The 16,731-nt window shown below is 69.4% G+C and carries 16 protein-coding genes; 10 read left to right on the top strand and 6 right to left on the bottom strand.

Going from position 1 to position 16,731, the window contains the following annotated elements; genetic code table 11:
- Window positions 1-40 precede the first annotated feature (40 nt).
- The 4 genes from ACFWV8_RS01665 to ACFWV8_RS01650 all read left to right on the top strand — a co-directional run bounded on the left by ACFWV8_RS01665 (window position 41) and on the right by ACFWV8_RS01650 (window position 3,109).
- Window positions 41-1,018, top strand: coding sequence for a ribose-phosphate diphosphokinase (locus tag ACFWV8_RS01665; protein ID WP_384197005.1), 978 nt, complete (start codon window positions 41-43; stop codon window positions 1,016-1,018).
- Window positions 1,019-1,234: 216 nt separating this feature from the next.
- Complete coding sequence (locus ACFWV8_RS01660) at window positions 1,235-1,825, top strand: 50S ribosomal protein L25/general stress protein Ctc (protein ID WP_384197003.1); 591 nt, start codon at window positions 1,235-1,237, stop codon at window positions 1,823-1,825.
- Between the two features lie 107 nt (window positions 1,826-1,932).
- Window positions 1,933-2,529 (top strand): aminoacyl-tRNA hydrolase, encoded by a 597-nt coding sequence (gene pth, locus ACFWV8_RS01655; RefSeq protein WP_329386752.1) that lies wholly within the window; start codon window positions 1,933-1,935, stop codon window positions 2,527-2,529.
- 109 nt (window positions 2,530-2,638) lie between these two features.
- The gene (locus ACFWV8_RS01650) at window positions 2,639-3,109 is read left to right on the top strand and encodes a hypothetical protein (protein WP_384197001.1); all 471 of its coding nucleotides are present in this window, start codon (window positions 2,639-2,641) and stop codon (window positions 3,107-3,109) included.
- A 74-nt stretch (window positions 3,110-3,183) separates the two neighbouring features.
- On the opposite strand, the gene ppc is transcribed toward ACFWV8_RS01650, so the two are convergent.
- On the bottom strand, window positions 3,184-5,928 hold the full coding sequence (gene ppc / locus ACFWV8_RS01645; protein WP_384196999.1) for a phosphoenolpyruvate carboxylase: 2,745 nt from the start codon (window positions 5,926-5,928) through the stop codon (window positions 3,184-3,186).
- 224 nt (window positions 5,929-6,152) lie between these two features.
- Between ppc and ACFWV8_RS01640 the strand changes: the two genes are divergently transcribed.
- The 3 genes from ACFWV8_RS01640 to ACFWV8_RS01630 all read left to right on the top strand — a co-directional run bounded on the left by ACFWV8_RS01640 (window position 6,153) and on the right by ACFWV8_RS01630 (window position 8,574).
- Window positions 6,153-7,181, top strand: coding sequence for an acyl-CoA desaturase (locus tag ACFWV8_RS01640; protein WP_384196997.1), 1,029 nt, complete (start codon window positions 6,153-6,155; stop codon window positions 7,179-7,181).
- Window positions 7,178-7,870: a TetR/AcrR family transcriptional regulator gene (locus tag ACFWV8_RS01635; protein ID WP_329386744.1), complete on the top strand. Its 693-nt coding sequence runs from the start codon at window positions 7,178-7,180 to the stop codon at window positions 7,868-7,870. The genes ACFWV8_RS01640 and ACFWV8_RS01635 overlap by 4 nt, the downstream gene beginning before the upstream one ends.
- A gap of 104 nt (window positions 7,871-7,974) precedes the next feature.
- Complete coding sequence (locus tag ACFWV8_RS01630) at window positions 7,975-8,574, top strand: Uma2 family endonuclease (protein ID WP_384197201.1); 600 nt, start codon at window positions 7,975-7,977, stop codon at window positions 8,572-8,574.
- A 79-nt stretch (window positions 8,575-8,653) separates the two neighbouring features.
- Here the strand turns inward: ACFWV8_RS01630 and ACFWV8_RS01625 are convergent, their stop codons facing one another.
- Window positions 8,654-9,514 carry a trans-aconitate 2-methyltransferase gene (locus tag ACFWV8_RS01625; protein WP_384196995.1) on the bottom strand — a complete coding sequence of 287 codons (861 nt, stop codon included), beginning with the start codon at window positions 9,512-9,514 and terminating at the stop codon, window positions 8,654-8,656.
- Between the two features lie 131 nt (window positions 9,515-9,645).
- On the opposite strand from ACFWV8_RS01625, the gene ACFWV8_RS01620 reads away from it, so the two are divergent.
- Window positions 9,646-10,143 carry a MarR family transcriptional regulator gene (locus ACFWV8_RS01620; RefSeq protein ID WP_329386740.1) on the top strand — a complete coding sequence of 166 codons (498 nt, stop codon included), beginning with the start codon at window positions 9,646-9,648 and terminating at the stop codon, window positions 10,141-10,143.
- 6 nt (window positions 10,144-10,149) lie between these two features.
- On the opposite strand, the gene ACFWV8_RS01615 is transcribed toward ACFWV8_RS01620, so the two are convergent.
- Complete coding sequence (locus tag ACFWV8_RS01615) at window positions 10,150-10,920, bottom strand: LuxR C-terminal-related transcriptional regulator (protein WP_384196993.1); 771 nt, start codon at window positions 10,918-10,920, stop codon at window positions 10,150-10,152.
- Between the two features lie 259 nt (window positions 10,921-11,179).
- Here ACFWV8_RS01615 and ACFWV8_RS01610 point away from each other — a divergent pair, with 259 nt between their 5' ends.
- Complete coding sequence (locus ACFWV8_RS01610; RefSeq protein WP_384196991.1) at window positions 11,180-11,623, top strand: GNAT family N-acetyltransferase; 444 nt, start codon at window positions 11,180-11,182, stop codon at window positions 11,621-11,623.
- Between the two features lie 40 nt (window positions 11,624-11,663).
- Here ACFWV8_RS01610 and galK read toward each other — a convergent pair whose 3' ends face one another.
- From galK to galT, 3 genes are read right to left on the bottom strand one after another with little or no spacing between them, the layout of a single operon-like run.
- Window positions 11,664-12,824: a galactokinase gene (gene galK, locus ACFWV8_RS01605; RefSeq protein ID WP_384196989.1), complete on the bottom strand. Its 1,161-nt coding sequence runs from the start codon at window positions 12,822-12,824 to the stop codon at window positions 11,664-11,666.
- Window positions 12,821-13,789, bottom strand: coding sequence for a UDP-glucose 4-epimerase GalE (galE, locus tag ACFWV8_RS01600; RefSeq protein ID WP_329386732.1), 969 nt, complete (start codon window positions 13,787-13,789; stop codon window positions 12,821-12,823). The genes galK and galE overlap by 4 nt, the downstream gene beginning before the upstream one ends.
- Entirely contained in the window at window positions 13,786-14,832 is a 1,047-nt protein-coding gene (galT, locus tag ACFWV8_RS01595) for a galactose-1-phosphate uridylyltransferase (RefSeq protein WP_384196986.1), read from the bottom strand. Before galT ends, galE begins: the two co-directional genes overlap by 4 nt.
- A gap of 204 nt (window positions 14,833-15,036) precedes the next feature.
- Here galT and ACFWV8_RS01590 point away from each other — a divergent pair, with 204 nt between their 5' ends.
- Entirely contained in the window at window positions 15,037-16,719 is a 1,683-nt protein-coding gene (locus ACFWV8_RS01590; protein ID WP_384196984.1) for a sodium:solute symporter family protein, read from the top strand.
- Window positions 16,720-16,731: the final 12 nt, after the last annotated feature.

Below are 16,731 nucleotides of genomic sequence, written 5' to 3'. Positions count from 1 at the left end.
GCGGGTGCAGCGGCAATCAACACGTCGAGGAGACTGTGCTGTGACCGGGATCAAGACGACCGGCGAGAAGAAGCTGATGCTCTTTTCCGGCCGCGCCCACCCCGAGCTGGCCGAGGCGGTCGCCCACACTCTGGGCGTCGGGATAGTGCCTACCAAGGCTTTCGATTTCGCCAACGGTGAGATCTACGTGCGCTACCAGGAGTCGGCCCGGGGTGCGGACTGTTTTCTGATCCAGAGCCACACCGCGCCGATCAATAAATGGATCATGGAGCAGCTGATCATGATCGATGCTCTGAAGCGGGCCTCCGCCCGGAGCATCACCGTGATCGTGCCCTTCTACGGATACGCCCGGCAGGACAAGAAGCACCGTGGGCGTGAGCCCATTTCGGCCCGGCTGATCGCGGATCTGATGAAGACGGCGGGCGCGGACCGCATCCTGACCGTGGATCTGCACACGGACCAGATCCAGGGCTTCTTCGACGGTCCGGTGGACCATCTGTTCGCGCTGCCGATCCTGGCGGACTACGTGGCGACGAAGGTCGACCGTACGAAGCTGACGGTGGTCTCGCCGGACGCCGGCCGCGTACGGGTGGCGGACCGCTGGTGCGACAGGCTGGACGCGCCGCTGGCGATCGTGCACAAGCGCCGCGACAAGGACGTCGCCAACGAGGTGACGGTCCATGAGGTCGTGGGCAACGTCGAGGGCCGGGTCTGTGTCCTGGTGGACGACATGATCGACACGGGTGGCACCATCTGCGCCGCCGCTGACGCGCTGTTCGCGCATGGCGCGGAGGATGTCATCGTGACGGCGACGCACGGTGTGCTGTCGGGTCCGGCCGGGGACCGGCTGAAGAACTCGCAGGTGAGCGAGTTCATCTTCACGGACACGCTGCCCGATCCGTCCAATCTGGAGATGGACAAGATCACGGTCCTGTCGATCGCGCCGACGATCGCGCGTGCGGTGCGTGAGGTGTTCGAGGACGGCTCGGTGACGAGCCTCTTCGACGAGCAGGCGTAGTACGCGCAGGCGAAGTACCCGCAGGCGTAGTACGGGACCGAGGGACGATTTCTGGGGCGGCCTCCCCGCCGGGTAGACTGATTCAGTTGCTCGGCGAGGGAGGCCGCTTTCATTCGCGGCTGTCCGTTATCGACGCGCTCTTCGTAGCAGGCCTGTCGTGGCCGGGTGACCACCAGTTCCGTCGTCACCTATGTGTCATCTACGAGGAGTGCAGCCATGGCTGAGATCAAGATCGCCGCTGAGGTCCGTTCCGAGTTCGGCAAGGGCGCCGCCCGCCGTACCCGTCGTGAGAACAAGGTTCCCGCGGTCATCTACGGCCACGGTGCCGAGCCCGTCCACGTCTCCCTGCCGGGTCACGACCTGATGATGGCGCTCAAGACGGCCAACGCGCTGCTGAGCGTCGACATCGAGGGCCGCAAGGAGCTCGTCATCCCCAAGGCCATCCAGCGTGACGCGCTCAAGGGCTTCATCAAGCACGTCGACCTGCTCTCGGTGAAGCTCGGCGAGAAGGTCTCCGTCGAGGTCGCGGTGCACACCGAGGGCGAGCTGGCCCCGGGCCCGTTCCTGCTGGAGAACGTGCTGAGCACCCTGACCGTCGAGGCCGAGGCCACGCACATCCCCGAGTCGGTCACGGTCTCCGTCGCGGGCCTGGAGGCCGGTGCCTCCATCGTGGCGAAGGACGTCCCGCTGCCCGAGGGCACGACGCTGGTGACCGACGAGGACGCGGTCGTCATCCAGGTCCTGGCCGCGCAGGCGGAGGAGCCGTCGGGTGAGGAGACCGCGGACGAGGCCGCCGCGGAGGCCTGAGCCCCGCCACGAATCGCTTTGCCCGACGGGGTGGCGGGCCGGTGCCCGCCACCCCGTTCTTCTTCATGCCGAGTCCTGAGTCCTTGTCCTGAGGAGACGCAGCGCAGATGACGACCGATGCAACCGCCCCGTGGCTGATCGTGGGCCTGGGCAATCCCGGCCCCGGTTACGCGGCCAACCGGCACAACGTCGGTTTCATGGTGGCCGATCTCCTCGCGGGCCGGATCGGCGGCTCGTTCAAGCGCGCCCAGAAGGCCCAGGCGCAGGTCCTGGAGGGCCGGGTGGGGCCGATGGGGCCCGGCAGCCGGCGGGTGGTGCTGGCGAAGCCGCAGTCGTTCATGAATCTGTCCGGGGGCCCGGTCGCCGGGCTGCGGGACTTCTACAAGGTGCCGACGGCCAACATCGTGGCGATCCATGACGAGTTGGACATCGACTACGGCACGCTGCGCTTGAAGCTGGGCGGCGGCGACAACGGTCACAACGGGCTGAAGTCGATGACGAAGGCGATGGGCCCCGACTACCACCGGGTCCGGTTCGGGATCGGCCGGCCGCCGGGGCGGATGCAGGTGGCCGACTTCGTCCTGAAGGACTTCTCCTCGGTGGAGCGCAAGGAGCTGGACTATCTCGTGGACCGCGCGGCCGACGCCGTGGAGTCCCTGGTGACCGAGGGGCTGGAGCGGGCGCAGAGCTCGTACAACTCCTGACACAAACACGCACACTCCGCGCATACTCACCCCGTTCATCGTCCACTCAACGACCATTTGTCTGCCGCAAGTTGACCGACCCCGTCCGGATGGCCAAGGATCGCGGTCCATGAAGCGGAGCTCGTCGCAAGTGGCGCTGTCGGTGGGCCGTCGTGCCGCGATGGCGTTCGTGGCCGCGCTGTTGGTCGTCGCGGGTTTCTGGACGTCCTGGGGTACGGCGCAGCATGTGCTGCTCTCCAAGGGCCGCGAGCACGGGACGCTGGCCGTCACCGAGTGCGGCGAGACGGCCTGTACGGGGACGTACGACCCCGAGGGGAGCGCGGGGCCGCGTGCCGATGCGCCCATAGAGCGGTCGGTGGCGGTGAAGAAGGGCCGGGAGTACGAGGTGGTGCGGAAGCCCGGCAGCGACGAACTGGTCCGCGCGGGCTCGTCCGGCCGTCTGCTCGCGTGGGTGCCGCTCGGCGGCGCGCTGCTGCTCGCGGCGCCGGTGGTCGGCGGCGGGCTGCGGCTGACGCGTACGGCGTGGGGTACGGCGATCGCGGGTGCGCTGCTGCTGGCGGCGGCGTTCTTCGCGCTCTGACCTTCAATACGCACACGAGCGCCGGACCGGCCGCCATCGGCCCGTCCGGCGCTCGCCTGTGAACTCGCTCCGGATCAGCCGGTGTTGCGCAGCCCCGCCGCCACCCCGTTCACGGTCAGCAGCAGCGCCCGCGAGAGCAGCGGGTCCGGTGCCTCCTCGCGCGCCGCCGCCGCGCGCTGGCGCGCGAGCAGCGAGACCTGGAGGTAGGAGATCGGGTCGAGATAGGCGTCCCGGATGGCGAACGTCTGCCGCAGCACCGGGTTGGAGCCCAGGAGCTTCTCGGAGCCGGTGATCCGCAGGACCTCCTGGACCGTGAGCGCGTGCTCGGTCTCGATGGCCGTGAAGACGTGCTTCAGCTCGTCGGGCACGAGGGTGTCGACGTAGTGCCTGGCGATCCGCAGGTCGGTCTTGGCGAGGGTCATCTCGACGTTGGAGAGGAAGTTCTGGAAGAAGTGCCAGTGCTCGTGCATCTCGTCCAGGACCGGGTCGAGACCCGACTCCCGCAGCGCCTTGAGACCGGAGCCGACCCCGTACCAGCCGGGGACGATCTGCCGGGACTGCGTCCAGCCGAAGACCCACGGGATGGCGCGCAGCCCGTCGAGCCCGGCGCCGGAGTCCGGGCGCCGCGAGGGGCGTGAGCCGAGGTGCAGGTCGGCGAGCTGGTCGACCGGGGTCGCCGCGAAGAAGTACGCGGGCAGGTCCGGGTCCTCGACGAGCTTGCGGTACGCGCCGTGGGCCGCGTCCGAGACGGTGTCCATGGCGGCGTCCCACCGCGCGAGTGCCTCGTCGGACTGGCGGGGCGCGGTGTGCAGGGCGGATGCCTGGAGGGTGGCGGCGACGGTCAGTTCCAGGTTCTCCCTGGCCAGGGCCGGGATCAGATACTTGTCGGAGATGACCTCGCCCTGCTCGGTCACCTTGATCTCGCCCTCCAGGGTGCCCCAGGGCTGGGCGAGGATCGCGTCGTGCGAGGGGCCGCCGCCGCGGCCGACGGTGCCGCCGCGGCCGTGGAAGAGCCGGAGGCGGACGCCGTAGCGGTGGGCGACGTCGCGGAGCCTGCGCTGGGCGCGATGGATCTCCCACTGGCTGGTGGTGATGCCGCCGAACTTGGAGGAGTCGGAGTAGCCGAGCATGACCTCCTGGACGTCGCCGCGCAGCGAGACGAGCCGCCGGTAGGAGGGGTCGGCCAGCATCTCATCGAGGATGATGTCGGCGGCGCGCAGCTCGTCGGTGGTCTCCAGGAGCGGCACGATGCCGATCTTCGCCCAGCCCGCGTGCAGGTCGACGAGGCCGGCCTCGCGGGCGAGGACGGCGGCGGCGAAGACGTCGTCGGCGCCCTGGCACATCGAGATGATGTAGGACTCGATGACCTCGGGGCCGAAGCGCTCGAAGGCCTGCTTGACGGTGTGGAAGACCCCGAGGGTCTTCTCGCCCGCGGCGTCCAGCGGCGCGGGGGTGGGCGCGAGCGGGCGCCGGGAGCGCAGCTCCTTGGCGAGCAGTTTCTGCCGGTACTCGCGCGGCATGTCCGCGTACCGCCAGGACTCCTCGCCGAGGCGGTCGAAGAGCTGGCCGAGCGCGTGGTGGTGGGCGTCGGCGTGTTCGCGTACGTCCATGGTGGCGAGCTGGAGCCCGAACGCGGCGAGCGTGCGGATGGTGCGGTCCATGCGGCCGTCGGCGAAGAGCCCGCCGCGGTGGGAGCGCAGGGAGGTCTGGATGAGGGTGAGGTCCGCCAGGAGCTGCGCGGTGCCGAGGTAGTCGCGGCCCTCGCTGTGCGGGGTGCCCTTGGCGAGGCGCTCGCGGGTGTTGACGAGCTTCTGCCGGATGCAGGTGGCCTTGAGGCGGTACGGCTCTTCCGCGTTGAGGCGCTTGTAGCGGGGGCTGATCTCGGGGAGCCGGTCGAGGTCGGTGGCGAGCGAGTCCAGGAGTTCCTGGGTGGCGCCGGCGTACCGGATGGAGTTGGAGAGCTGGCCGCGCAGCTGGTCGATGAGTTCCAGCGCGTCGGTGATGCCGTGTTCGTGCTGGAGGATCAGCACTTCCCAGGTGACGGCGGGGGTGACGTTCGGGTTGCCGTCGCGGTCGCCGCCGATCCAGGTGCCGAAGCTGAGCGGGCGGGTGCCGGGGGGCAGTTCGACGCCGACGCGCTCCAGCTCGGCGACGAGGTCTTCGAGGACGTCGCCGACGGCCTCGGCGTGGAGTTCGTCGAGGTAGTAGATGGCGTTGCGGGCCTCGTCGGCGGGCTCGGGCCGCACGACGCGCAGCTCGTCGGTCTGCCAGATCAGGTCGATGGACTCGGCGAGCCGCAGGTCGTGGCGGCGCCGGTCGGCGGCGATGACGGGGGCTTCGAGGAGTTCGGCGATACGGCGGAGCTTGTTCAGCACCGAGCGGCGTGCGGCCTCGGTGGGGTGCGCGGTGAAGACGGGCCGGACGCTGAGGTTCTTGACGGTCGCGCGCAGGTGCTCGGGATCGGCGTCCTTGAGGCGGTCGGCGGTACGGGCGAGGAGCCCGCCCTCGGCCTCGCGGCGGTCGCGCATCTCGCGGCCGCGGTGCACCTGCTCGGTGACGTTGGCGAGGTGGAAGTAGGTGGAGAAGGCGCGGACGAGCTTCGCGGCGGTCTCCAGGTCGGTGTCGCCGAGCAGCGCGGCGGCTGCCTCGCCGTCCTCGCGGGTGAGGGCGCGGACCCGCTCGACGAGTTCGAGGAGTTCGGGGCCTTCCTGGCGTACGAGTGTTTCGCCGAGGAGGTCGCCGAGCCGGCGGATGTCGGAGCGCAGCTCCACGTTGGCGGTCGTGCTGCTCTCGGTCGGGGTCTGGTCGGCACTGCTCACAGGTGCGGCTCCTTGCAGTGTTCGAGCACGTCGGGAGGAGAGGTTCTGGAGAGATTGTTCGACCGGACCGCGCTGTCCGACGTCACAAGGATAGGTGGCCTTCGCGCGTCGTTATCCACAGGCCCCTTGTCGCGTGCCTTCCCGCTGCCATACTTACGTCGCCGTAAGTTACGCGCCCGTAGACGGGCAGAATGCCGCATTCCACACTTCCAGGGGACACACCCATGTCGACAAGCCCTGACGTTCTCGGCGACTCCTCCCAGGCCCAGCCTGCGCCGGACGGTTCTTCCCTTCCCTTCGACACCGCCACCCCCTTCGCCGACCCGGTTCCCTCCGCCACGCTCGGCGGGGAGAACAAACGCTCGCTGGAGCAGATCACGCTGCTGCTCTTCATCGTCGTCCCTTTCATCGCCCTGCTCGGCTCCGTTCCGCTGGTCTGGGGATGGGGTGTGAGCTGGCTCGATCTGGGGCTGCTCGTCGCCATGTATTTCATCGGCTGTCATGGCATCACGGTCGGCTTCCACCGGTATTTCACCCATGGTTCCTTCAAGGCGGCGCGCCCGCTGCGGATCGTGCTGGCCGTGGCCGGGTCGATGGCCGTGGAGGGTCCGGTGGTCCGCTGGGTCGCCGATCACCGTAAGCACCACAAGTTCTCGGACGCGGAGGGCGACCCGCACTCACCGTGGCGCTTCGGCGAGACGCTTCCCGCGCTGCTGAAGGGCCTGTGGTGGGCGCACATCGGCTGGCTCTTCGACGAGGAGCAGACGTCGCAGCAGAAGTACGCGCCGGATCTGATCAGGGACCCGGCGATCCGGCGGGTCTCGAAGCAGTTCCTGCTGTGGGCCTTTGTGTCGCTGGCGCTGCCGCCGCTCGTCGGCGGTCTGGTGACGATGTCGTGGTGGGGCGCGTTCACGGCGTTCTTCTGGGGTTCGCTGGTGCGGGTGGCTCTGCTGCACCATGTGACGTGGTCGATCAACTCGATCTGTCACGCGGTGGGCAAGCGGCCCTTCAAGTCGCGTGACCGGTCAGGCAATGTGTGGTGGTTGGCGGTCTTGTCCTGTGGCGAGTCATGGCACAACCTGCACCATGCGGACCCGACGAGCGCCCGGCACGGAGTGCTGCGAGGGCAGATCGACTCCAGTGCCCGGCTGATCCGGTGGTTCGAGGTGTTCGGCTGGGTGCACGGCGTGCGGTGGCCGGACGCCGGACGGCTGGACGCCCGACGGAAAATTGACCATCCCAACGCGGCATGATTGGCAACGTGGCGATCGACGGCGGTAAGAGCGACCCCGACAAGAGCCGGACCCCCGCAGCGCCCCGGCGCTCCCGCCGGGTCCGGATGACCGGCAAGGAGCGTCGCGAGCAACTGCTGGACATCGGCCGCACCCTGTTCGCCGAGAAGGGGTACGAGGGCACGTCGGTGGAGGACATCGCCTCCAAGGCGGGCGTCTCCAAGCCGGTGGTGTACGAGCACTTCGGCGGCAAGGAGGGGCTCTACGCGGTCGTGGTGGACCGCGAGATGCGCCAGCTGCTCGACATGGTGACGAGCTCCCTGACGGCGGGCCATCCGCGCGAGCTGTGCGAGCAGGCGGCGTTCGCGCTCCTCGACTACATCGAGGAGTACACGGACGGTTTCCGCATCCTGGTCCGCGATTCGCCGGTGGCGCAGTCGACCGGCACGTTCGCCTCACTGATCAGCGACATCGCCACGCAGGTCGAGGACATCCTCGGCATGGAGTTCAAGGCCCGCGGCTTCGACCCGAAGCTGGCCCCGCTGTACGCCCACGCGCTGGTGGGCATGGTGGCGCTCACGGGCCAGTGGTGGGTGGACACCCGCCGCCCGAAGAAGAACGAGGTCGCGGCCCACTTGGTGAATCTGGCCTGGCACGGCCTGGGCAATCTGGAGGCGAAGCCACGACTCATAGGCCACCGCAAGGTCTGAAAGCAAGCCGGGCCGGGCCCGTAGTCACTCTTTGTGATGACGGGACCGGATTCCGGCCGCTACGGTGTGATGAGAGGCCCAGAATTCCGTCCATGGGAGGAATCATGACCGCCGAGCCCGTCAAGGCCGAGCATCGCTGGCCGGTGCCCCCGCAGGACGGCTACACCGTGGACGATCTCTTCACACTGCCCGATCTCCCGCCGCACACAGAGTTGATCGACGGGAGCCTTGTTTTCGTGAGTCCGCAGCGCGCTTTTCACAGCATGATGATCGACTTGCTGGTGAGCGGCCTACGCAGCACCGCACCCCCGGACATGAAGGTCTATCGCGAGATGACCGTACTGCTTGATCAGCGCAACGGCCCTGAGCCCGACGTCTCGGTCGTCCGCGCGGAGGCGTTCACCGATCTCGAACAGACCCGTTTCCAGGCCGCCGATGTCCTGCTGGCCGTCGAGGTGGTCTCACCGGACTCCGAGGTCCGTGACCAGGACGTCAAACCGCGGAAGTACGCGGCTGCGGGCATCCCGCACTTCTGGCTGGTGGACGTGACAGGCGCGGACCGCCACCCGGTCGTACGGGTCTACGAACTGGACCCGGTGTCCAAGACGTACGCGCTCTCGGGTATCCACCACGAGCGCCTGAAGACGGGCGTTCCCTTCACCATCGACATCGACATCACTCTGGACGCGCTGCGCGCACTCTGAGACCTGATCAAAGGATCTGGTCCCACCCACCGGGGCGCCGCGTTCTCGTGGCGCCCCGGTGGTCTGCTGTCGGGGCCGGTCAGGGGGTCGTGCGGGCCACCGCGAAGATGCGGCGGAAGGGGAACACCGTGCCGTGCGGGCCCGGGGGGTACGCCTTGCGGAGCAGGTCGCCGTACTGGGCGAGGAATTCCGCCGCCTCCTCCGGGTCGTCGGCGAGTTCCGTGAGGACGGGCCGCAGGGCCGTGCCCTTCACCCAGTCCAGCACCGGGTCCTCGCCGGAGAGCAGTTGGAGGTACGTGGTCTCCCACGCGTCCGTCACGCAGCCGAGGTCCGTGAGGCGGACCAGATAGTCGGCCGGGTCCAGGATGTGCACGAAGCGCCGGCCGTGGGTGTCGAGGCGCTCGCTCCAGCGCGGGGTCTCGCAGAGTTCGCCGAGCAGGGCGTGGCTGGGCGCGGTGAAGTTGCCGGGGACCTGGAAGGCGAACGTGCCGCCGGGGGTGAGGGCGTCGATCCAGGCCGGGAAGGATTCGGCGTGGTTCGGGACCCACTGGAGCGCGGCGTTCGAGACGATCAGGTCGTACGGCTCGTCGGGTGTCCAGTGCGCGGCGTCCGCGGGCCGGAAGTCCAGCCGGCCGCCGCCGGGCGTGGGGCCCGCGTACTGCTTCTCCGCCTCGGCCAGCATCTCGGGTGAGAGGTCGAAGCCGGTGATGTGGGCGGTGGGCCAGCGTTCGGCGAGGAGCGCCGTGACATTGCCGGGGCCGCAGCCGATGTCGGCTATCCGGACGGGCCGGTCGCCGCCGCCGGGGAGTTCGGGGATCCGGCCCAGCAGATCCAGGAACGGGCGGGTGCGGTGCTGGGAATGGTGGAGGTACTGCCGCGGGTCCCAGGTCGGTGCGGACGTGCTCGCCGGACCGGTCTCCGGCCCCTCTGTCGAACGCATGTATGAAGCCCCCTCGGGATACGTATCGGACAAGCGGAATGCCGTCCGCGCCCGACCCTGCCCAAGCCTGCCTCCAAGTATATCTTGACATCAAGAGACTTCATGTCGAGGGACCCTTTACACTGATCGCCATGGAGGACGAGGTCGACCGTCTGGTCGCAGCATGGCGCCGGGAGCGCCCGGACCTCGACGTGGAACCACTTGAGGTGCTCAGCCGCGTCAGCAGGCTGGCGCGCCATCTCGACCGGGCCCGGCGTCTCGCGTTCTCCGAGCACCATCTGGAGCCGTGGGAGTTCGACGTGCTCACCTCGCTGCGCCGGGCCGGTGCGCCGTACCAGCTCTCCCCCGGCCAGCTGCTCACCCAGACCCTGGTCACCTCGGGCACGATGACCAACCGTATCGACCGGCTCACGAAGAAGGACCTGGTCGAACGGCTGCCGGACCCCAGCGACCGGCGCGGGGTTCTCGTACGGCTCACCCCCGAGGGCCGCGACCGCGCGGACCAGGCGCTGGCCGGGCTGCTCGCCCAGGAGCGCGCGATCCTCGCGGAGCTTTCGCGCGGGCAGCGCGGCGAACTGGCCGCGCTGCTGCGGCGGTTGACGGCGCCGTTCGACAACGTCCCGGGCTGAGCCGGCTCAGCCGACCCGTACCGCGTCCGTCCCGTCCAGGTCCGCTGGACCCACTCCCGCCCGGCGGGCCAGGGCGACCGCCGCCAGCGTCGAGTGCACGCCCAGCTTCCCGAGCACGTTCTGCATATGCGTGCGTACCGTGTGCGGGGACAGGAACAGGCGCTCGGCCACCGCCTTGCGCCCCAGGCCCGCCACCATGCAGCGCAGCACTTCCAGTTCGCGCGGGGTCAGCGAGTCGACCAGCCGCTCGCTGTCCGTGCGGTGCTTACGGGCTGCGGTCAGCTCGCGCAGGACGCTCGTGAGCAGCGCGGGCGGCAGATGCGTCTCGTCGCGCAGGACGCCCCTGATCACCGCCAACAGCCGTTGCAGCGAGCAGTCCTTGGCGACCCAGCCGGACGCGCCGGCCTGGAGCGCGAGCGCCGCGCGGCTCGGGTCGTCCTTCTCCGCGAGGACGACGCAGCGCACGGACGGCTGTCCCGAACGGACGCCCGCGACCAGCGAGATGCCGTCGACGAGGCCGAGACCGGCGTCGCCGTTGTCGGGTACGGCGCGGGCCACCGGGCCGCCGCCCGGACCCCCGACGATGCCGAGGTCGGCGTCGACCAGCAGCACGTCGTACTTGCGCCCTTCGGACGCCGCCCGCTCAAGACACCGCAGCGCGGCGGGACCGCTGCCCGCGGCGGTGACGTCCACGTCCGGCTCCGCCGCGAGGGCGGCTGCCAGCGACTCGGCGAATATGCGGTGGTCGTCCACCACGAGGACTCTGATACGGACCAATTGACACCCCCAGAGGTCGGGGCGCGGACGACGCGGGTACGGCGCCCGGGGAGGGATGGGGATCGCGTCGCGTGGACACGGTGCCGCCTCGGCCGCCGCCGTGCGGCTGCCCCACCCACCCCGGGCGTCGTACCCGACTGTCTCGCTTCCCTGATCAGCACCGGCCCCCACCGGTGCTGTGCATCAGCGTACGGGCGGGCGCCCGGAGCGGAAGACTATTTACAGAACTGATCGACGGCGTCCCGTTAGGGTGAGGCGCATGTTTCGTATCGAGACAGAAGTCGACAAAGAACGACGTGCGTTGCTCGGCGAACTGATGCGGGAGAACAACACGGCCCGCTCGCCGGTCCTGCGGGGGCTCCGGGGGTCCGCCGAGGACGAGGAAGTCCCGCTGCACGTGTGGCTGATGGAGGAGTCGACGGGCGCGCTGGCGGGCGGCCTCACCGCCCATATCTGGGCGCGCTGGCTCCATGTCGACCTGCTGTGGGTGGCCGACGCGCACCGCGGCACGGGCCTCGGCACGCGTCTCCTCGCGGAGGCGGAGGAAGCGGCCCGCACCCAAGGCTGCCTCCACGCCCGCCTGGAAACCTGGGACTTCCAGGCCCCGGCGTTCTACCGCCGCCAGGGCTACGACCTGGCGGGCCACATCCCGGACTACCCACCGGGCGTGACGGAGTACTTCTTCACCAAGCGCCTGACCTGACACAGCCTGGGGCAGGTCGCGGGCCGCGTGCGCGCCGGGCTTATCCCACCCGGTGCGCCCCCCGCGACGGGACCGCCGGGAAGAGCCGGGGCCTTGTGTGGCGCGCCGAAGTGAACGCCTCCAGGATTGACTTCGTCACCGTCTCCGCGTCCGCCGTCTCCACCAGGACGATCGCCGAGCCGCCGAAGCCGCCGCCCGTCATCCGGGCGCCCCGCGCGCCCGCCGTGACCGCCGTCGAGACCACCAGGTCCAGTTCCGCGCACGAGACCCGCAGGTCGTCCCGGAGGGAGGCGTGGCCCTCCGTCAGGATCGGGCCCACCGCGCGGACGTCGCCCGCGTCGAGCAGGGCTATCACTCGTTCCACCCGGTGGTTGTCGCTCACGACATGGCGGACATAACGCCCTACGTTCTCAGGCTCCCCCGCCAACCGGTCCAGCGCCTCGGGCAGTTGCGCGTACTCCACCTCGCGCAGCGTGCGCGCGCCGAGCGCCCGCGCGCCCGCCTCGCAGCCGGCGCGCCGTTCCGCGTACGCGCCGTCGCCCAGGGCGTGCTTCACCCGCGTGTCCACGACGAGCAGTTGGAGGCCGACGGCGGCCAGGTCGAACGGGACCTGGCGCTGCGAGAGGTCGCGGGTGTCGAGGTACATCGCGTGCCCCTCCGTGCAGCACGCGGACGCCATCTGGTCCATGACCCCGGACGGCACCCCGACGAACGCGTTCTCCGCCCGCTGCCCGAGCAACGCCAACTCGGGTGCCGACAGGCCCAGTTCGTACAGGTCGTTCAGCGCGAGCGCGGTCACGACCTCCAGCGCCGCCGACGAGGAGAGGCCGGCCCCCGTGGGCACGGTCGACGTGAGGTGGATGTCCGCGCCCGGCACCGTGTGCCCCGCCTCGCGCAGCGCCCAGACGACGCCCGCCGGATACGCCGCCCAGCCGGTGTCGGAGAGCGGCACCAGTTCGTCGGGCGCGAGCCGCACCACACCCCCGGGCACGTCGGCGGAGTGCACCCGCAGCACCCCGTCGCTCCGCCGGGACACCGCCGCGACAGCGGTGTGCGGCAGCGCGAGCGGCATGACCAAGCCGTCGTTGAAGTCGGTGTACTCGCCGATCAGGTTCACCCGGCCAGGCGCGGCCCACACACCCTCCGGCGCGGAGCCGTACAGCTCCTCGAACTGCGTGCCGACGCTGTCCCCAGTGCTCACCCGTGTGTCTCCTCTCGGCGTGCGAACGCCCACGCGTCCGCGACGATTCCCGCCAGGTCGGAGCGGGCCGGGCGCCAGCCCAGCCGTTCCCGCGCCGTCGCCGCGGAGGCGACCAGGACCGCCGGGTCGCCGGGGCGGCGCGCCGCCGCGGCCTCCGGCACCGGGTGTCCGGTGACCGTACGGACGGTCTCGATGACCTCGCGGACGGAGAACCCGCTGCCGTTGCCGAGGTTGCAGACCAGGTGCTCCCCGGTGGCCGCGGCCTTCAGCGCGAGCAGATGGGCGTCGGCGAGGTCGGCGACATGGATGTAGTCGCGTACGCACGTGCCGTCCGGGGTCGGGTAGTCCTCCCCGTACACCGCGATCGACTCCCGCGTCCCGAGGGCGACCTGGAGCACGAGCGGGATCAGATGCGACTCGGGATCGTGCCGCTCGCCGTAACTCCCGTACGCCCCCGCCACGTTGAAGTACCGCAGCGAGACCGCCGCCAGCCCGTGGGCCACGCACTCACCGGCGATCATCTGGTCGACGGCGAGCTTGGTCGCGCCGTACGGGCTGGTGGGCGCGGTCGGGTCGGTCTCGGTGATCGGCGTGGAGACCGGCTCGCCGTACGTCGCCGCCGTCGAGGAGAAGACGAGCGTGCGGACCTCGGAGGCCCGCATCGCCGCCAGCAGGGCCATCGACCCGCCGACGTTGTTCTCCCAGTACTTCTCCGGCTTGGCGACGGACTCGCCGACCTGCGACGACGCCGCGAAGTGCAGCACCGCGCCGTAGGAGGGGTCGAGCCACTTCGCCGCGTCGTGCACCCGGCCCTCGATGAACTCCGCCCCCGCCGGGACCGCTTCGCGGAAGCCGGTGGAGAGGTCGTCGAGCACGGTCACCTCGTGCCCGGCCTCCAGCAGATGCGCGGCGACCACGCTGCCGACATATCCCGCGCCGCCCGTAACCAAGTACTTGCCACTCACGTGCTCGCTACCTCTCGCAGTGTCCGGGCCGCGGTCTCCGGCGGCACGTCGTTGATGAAGGCATCCATCCCGGACTCGGATCCGGCGAGGAACTTCAGCTTGCCCGACGTCCGGCGAATGGTGAAAAGTTCCAGATGCAGGGCGAAGTCCCCCCGCCCGGCGGCACGGAACGGCGCCTGGTGCCAGGCGGAGATGTACGGCGTCGGCGGCTCGCCCTCGCCGAAGATCCGGTCGAAGCGCCGCAGCAGCTCCAGATAGATCCCCGGGAACTCCGCCCGCGCCGCCTCGTCCAGCCCCCGCAGGTCCGGTACCCGGCGCAGCGGGTAGAGGTGCACCTCGTACGGCCAGTGCGCCGCGTACGGCACGAAGGCCACCCAGTGCTCGCCCGCGAGAACCACCCGGTCGGCCCCGCGCTCGCGCTCCAGGACGTCGTCGAAGAGATTGCGCCCGGTGGCCGCCCGGTGCCCGGCCACCGAGCGGGACATCCGTTCGGTTCGCGGGGTGACGAAGGGGTACGCGTAGATCTGCCCGTGCGGATGACCAAGGGTCACACCGATCTCGGGCCCGCGATTCTCGAAGCAGAACACCTGCTCCACCTGCGGGAGTTGGGCGAGTTCGGCGGTGCGGTCGGTCCATACGTCGAGGACGAGCGCGGCCTGTTCCCCGGTGAGCGAGGCGAAGGAGGCGTCATGGTCGGAGGTGAAGCAGACGACCTCGCAGCGGCCGGAGTCCCCGGCGAGGGAGGGGAAGCGGTTCTCGAAGACGACGACGTCGTAGTCGCTGTCGGGGATCTCGCTGAGCCTGCCCGCCGCCGCGTCGGTGGGACAGAGCGGGCACTCACCGGCCGGCGGGTGGTACGTGCGGCCCTGGCGGTGCGAGGCGACGGCGACCGAGTCACCGCGGAGCGGGTCGTGGCGGATCTCGGAGGTGGTGGAGATCGGTTCGAGGGGCCGCAGGTCCACGGCGGCGCGTACGGCGTCGTCGCGGGAGTCGTAGTAGATCAGCTCCCGGCCGTCGGCGAGCGCCGTCACCGTCTTCTTCATCGATTCTTCCTCCGGGCCCACCATCCAAACAGAAACAAACATAATTAACCACGAGCCCACACTCACGTCAACGACTGCCTCGCTCGATCACGATTGATCACGATCGAACAAAGAACACCATCAAAAGTGTTCAGTATCCGTAATGACAGGCGTAGGTTCCGACTGACTTACGAGTAACGTTCACGCGACGAAGCGGGTACCCCCATGCAGTCCCCCACATATCACCTGGCCGAGGGGCTTCGGCTCCCCACCAACGGCCTCGACTACACGATCCTCGCGATCTACTTCATAGTCGTCCTCGGCATCGGCTTCGCCGCCAGGGCCAGCGTCAAGACCAGCCTCGACTTCTTCCTCTCCGGCAGATCACTGCCCGCCTGGGTGACCGGCCTCGCGTTCGTCGCCGCCAACCTCGGCGCGACGGAGATCCTGGGCATGGCCGCGACCGGCGCGCAGTACGGCGTGGCCGTCGTGCACTGGTACTGGATCGGCGCGATCCCCGCCATGGTCTTCCTGGGCCTGGTGATGATGCCGTTCTACTACGGCTCCAAGGTCCGGTCCGTCCCCGAGTTCCTGCTCCAGCGCTTCGACAAGCCGGCACATCTGCTCAGCTCGGTCCTCTTCGCCTTCGCCGCCATCCTCATCGCCGGCGTCAACCTGTACGCCCTGTCGATCGTGGTCGAGGCGCTGCTCGGCTGGCCCCAGTGGGTCTCGATCGTCGTCGCGGGCTTCTTCGTCCTCGCGTACATCACCGTCGGCGGTCTGTCGTCCGCCATCTACAACGAGGTGCTCCAGTTCTTCGTCATCCTCGCCGCGCTCATCCCCCTCACGGTCCTCGGCCTCAAGCGGGTCGGCGGCTGGGACGGGCTCAGCGACTCGCTCACCGCGAGCAAGGGTGAGAACTTCCTGAGCGCGTGGGGCGGTACGGGCATCGGCGACGCCAACCCGCTCGGCGCGAACTGGCTGACGATCATCCTCGGCCTCGGCTTCGTGCTCTCCTTCGGCTACTGGACGACGAACTTCGCCGAGGTGCAGCGCGCGCTCTCCGCGAAGAACCTCTCCGCCGCCAAGCGCACCCCGCTGATCGCCGCGTTCCCGAAGATCTTCATCGTCTTCCTGGTGATGATCCCGGGCCTGGTCGCCGCCGTGATCGTGCCGAAGATAGGCACGGCGGGCTCGGACCTGACGTACAACGACGCGATCCCCCTGCTGATGCAGGAGTTGCTGCCGAACGGAGTGCTCGGGATCGCCGTCACGGGTCTGATGGCCGCCTTCATGGCCGGCATGGCGGCCAACGTGTCGTCCTTCAACACCGTGTTCACCACCGACATCTGGCAGAAGTACGTGGTGAAGGACCGGGAGGACGTCTACTACCTGCGCTTCGGCCGGCTCATCACCGCGATCGGCGTACTGGCCTCCGTAGGCACGGCCTTCATCGCCGCCAGCTTCTCCAACATCATGAGCTACCTCCAGACCCTGTTCTCCTTCTTCAACGTGCCGATGTTCGTGGTCTTCATCATCGGTATGTTCTGGAAGCGGGCCTCGATGAAGTCCGGCGCCTGGGGTCTGGTCGCCGGTACGACGGCCGCGATGGTCAACTACTTCTGGATCTACAAGCAGGGTGTCATCGACATCCCCAGCGACCAGGGCGCCAACTTCGTCTCCGCGATCGTCGGCTTCGTCGCCGGCGCCGTGGTGATGGTCGCCGTCACCCTCTTCACCGCGCCGAAGCCCGCGTCCGAACTCGCGGGCCTGGTCTACGGGACGACCTCACCCGGCATGTCCGAGCCCCCGGCCGAGGGTGACGACGCGTGGTACCGCAAGCCCGCCCTGCTCGGCTGGGGCGCCATCGTCATCGCGGCGATCTGCTACATCCCGTACTCCTTCTGACCGAAACGGAGG

The sequence above is a fragment of the Streptomyces sp. NPDC058665 genome, assembly GCF_042714995.1.
Classification (GTDB): domain Bacteria; phylum Actinomycetota; class Actinomycetes; order Streptomycetales; family Streptomycetaceae; genus Streptomyces.
Note: the sequence above shows the minus strand (reverse complement) of the source record. Positions and strands in the feature narration are given on the sequence as shown.

What these genes read in the sequence shown, in the direction of transcription:
- ACFWV8_RS01660 (WP_384197003.1), top strand. Translation starts at nt 1,235, where the DNA reads ATGGCTGAGATCAAGATCGCCGCTGAGGTCCGTTCCGAGTTCGGCAAG.
- galT (WP_384196986.1), bottom strand. Translation starts at nt 14,832, where the DNA reads ATGAAGAAGACGGTGACGGCGCTCGCCGACGGCCGGGAGCTGATCTAC.
- ACFWV8_RS01625 (WP_384196995.1), bottom strand. Translation starts at nt 9,514, where the DNA reads ATGCGTTCGACAGAGGGGCCGGAGACCGGTCCGGCGAGCACGTCCGCA.
- ACFWV8_RS01630 (WP_384197201.1), top strand. Translation starts at nt 7,975, where the DNA reads ATGACCGCCGAGCCCGTCAAGGCCGAGCATCGCTGGCCGGTGCCCCCG.
- ACFWV8_RS01640 (WP_384196997.1), top strand. Translation starts at nt 6,153, where the DNA reads ATGTCGACAAGCCCTGACGTTCTCGGCGACTCCTCCCAGGCCCAGCCT.
- ACFWV8_RS01610 (WP_384196991.1), top strand. Translation starts at nt 11,180, where the DNA reads ATGTTTCGTATCGAGACAGAAGTCGACAAAGAACGACGTGCGTTGCTC.
- pth (WP_329386752.1), top strand. Translation starts at nt 1,933, where the DNA reads ATGACGACCGATGCAACCGCCCCGTGGCTGATCGTGGGCCTGGGCAAT.
- ACFWV8_RS01590 (WP_384196984.1), top strand. Translation starts at nt 15,037, where the DNA reads ATGCAGTCCCCCACATATCACCTGGCCGAGGGGCTTCGGCTCCCCACC.
- ACFWV8_RS01635 (WP_329386744.1), top strand. Translation starts at nt 7,178, where the DNA reads ATGATTGGCAACGTGGCGATCGACGGCGGTAAGAGCGACCCCGACAAG.
- ACFWV8_RS01650 (WP_384197001.1), top strand. Translation starts at nt 2,639, where the DNA reads ATGAAGCGGAGCTCGTCGCAAGTGGCGCTGTCGGTGGGCCGTCGTGCC.
- ACFWV8_RS01620 (WP_329386740.1), top strand. Translation starts at nt 9,646, where the DNA reads ATGGAGGACGAGGTCGACCGTCTGGTCGCAGCATGGCGCCGGGAGCGC.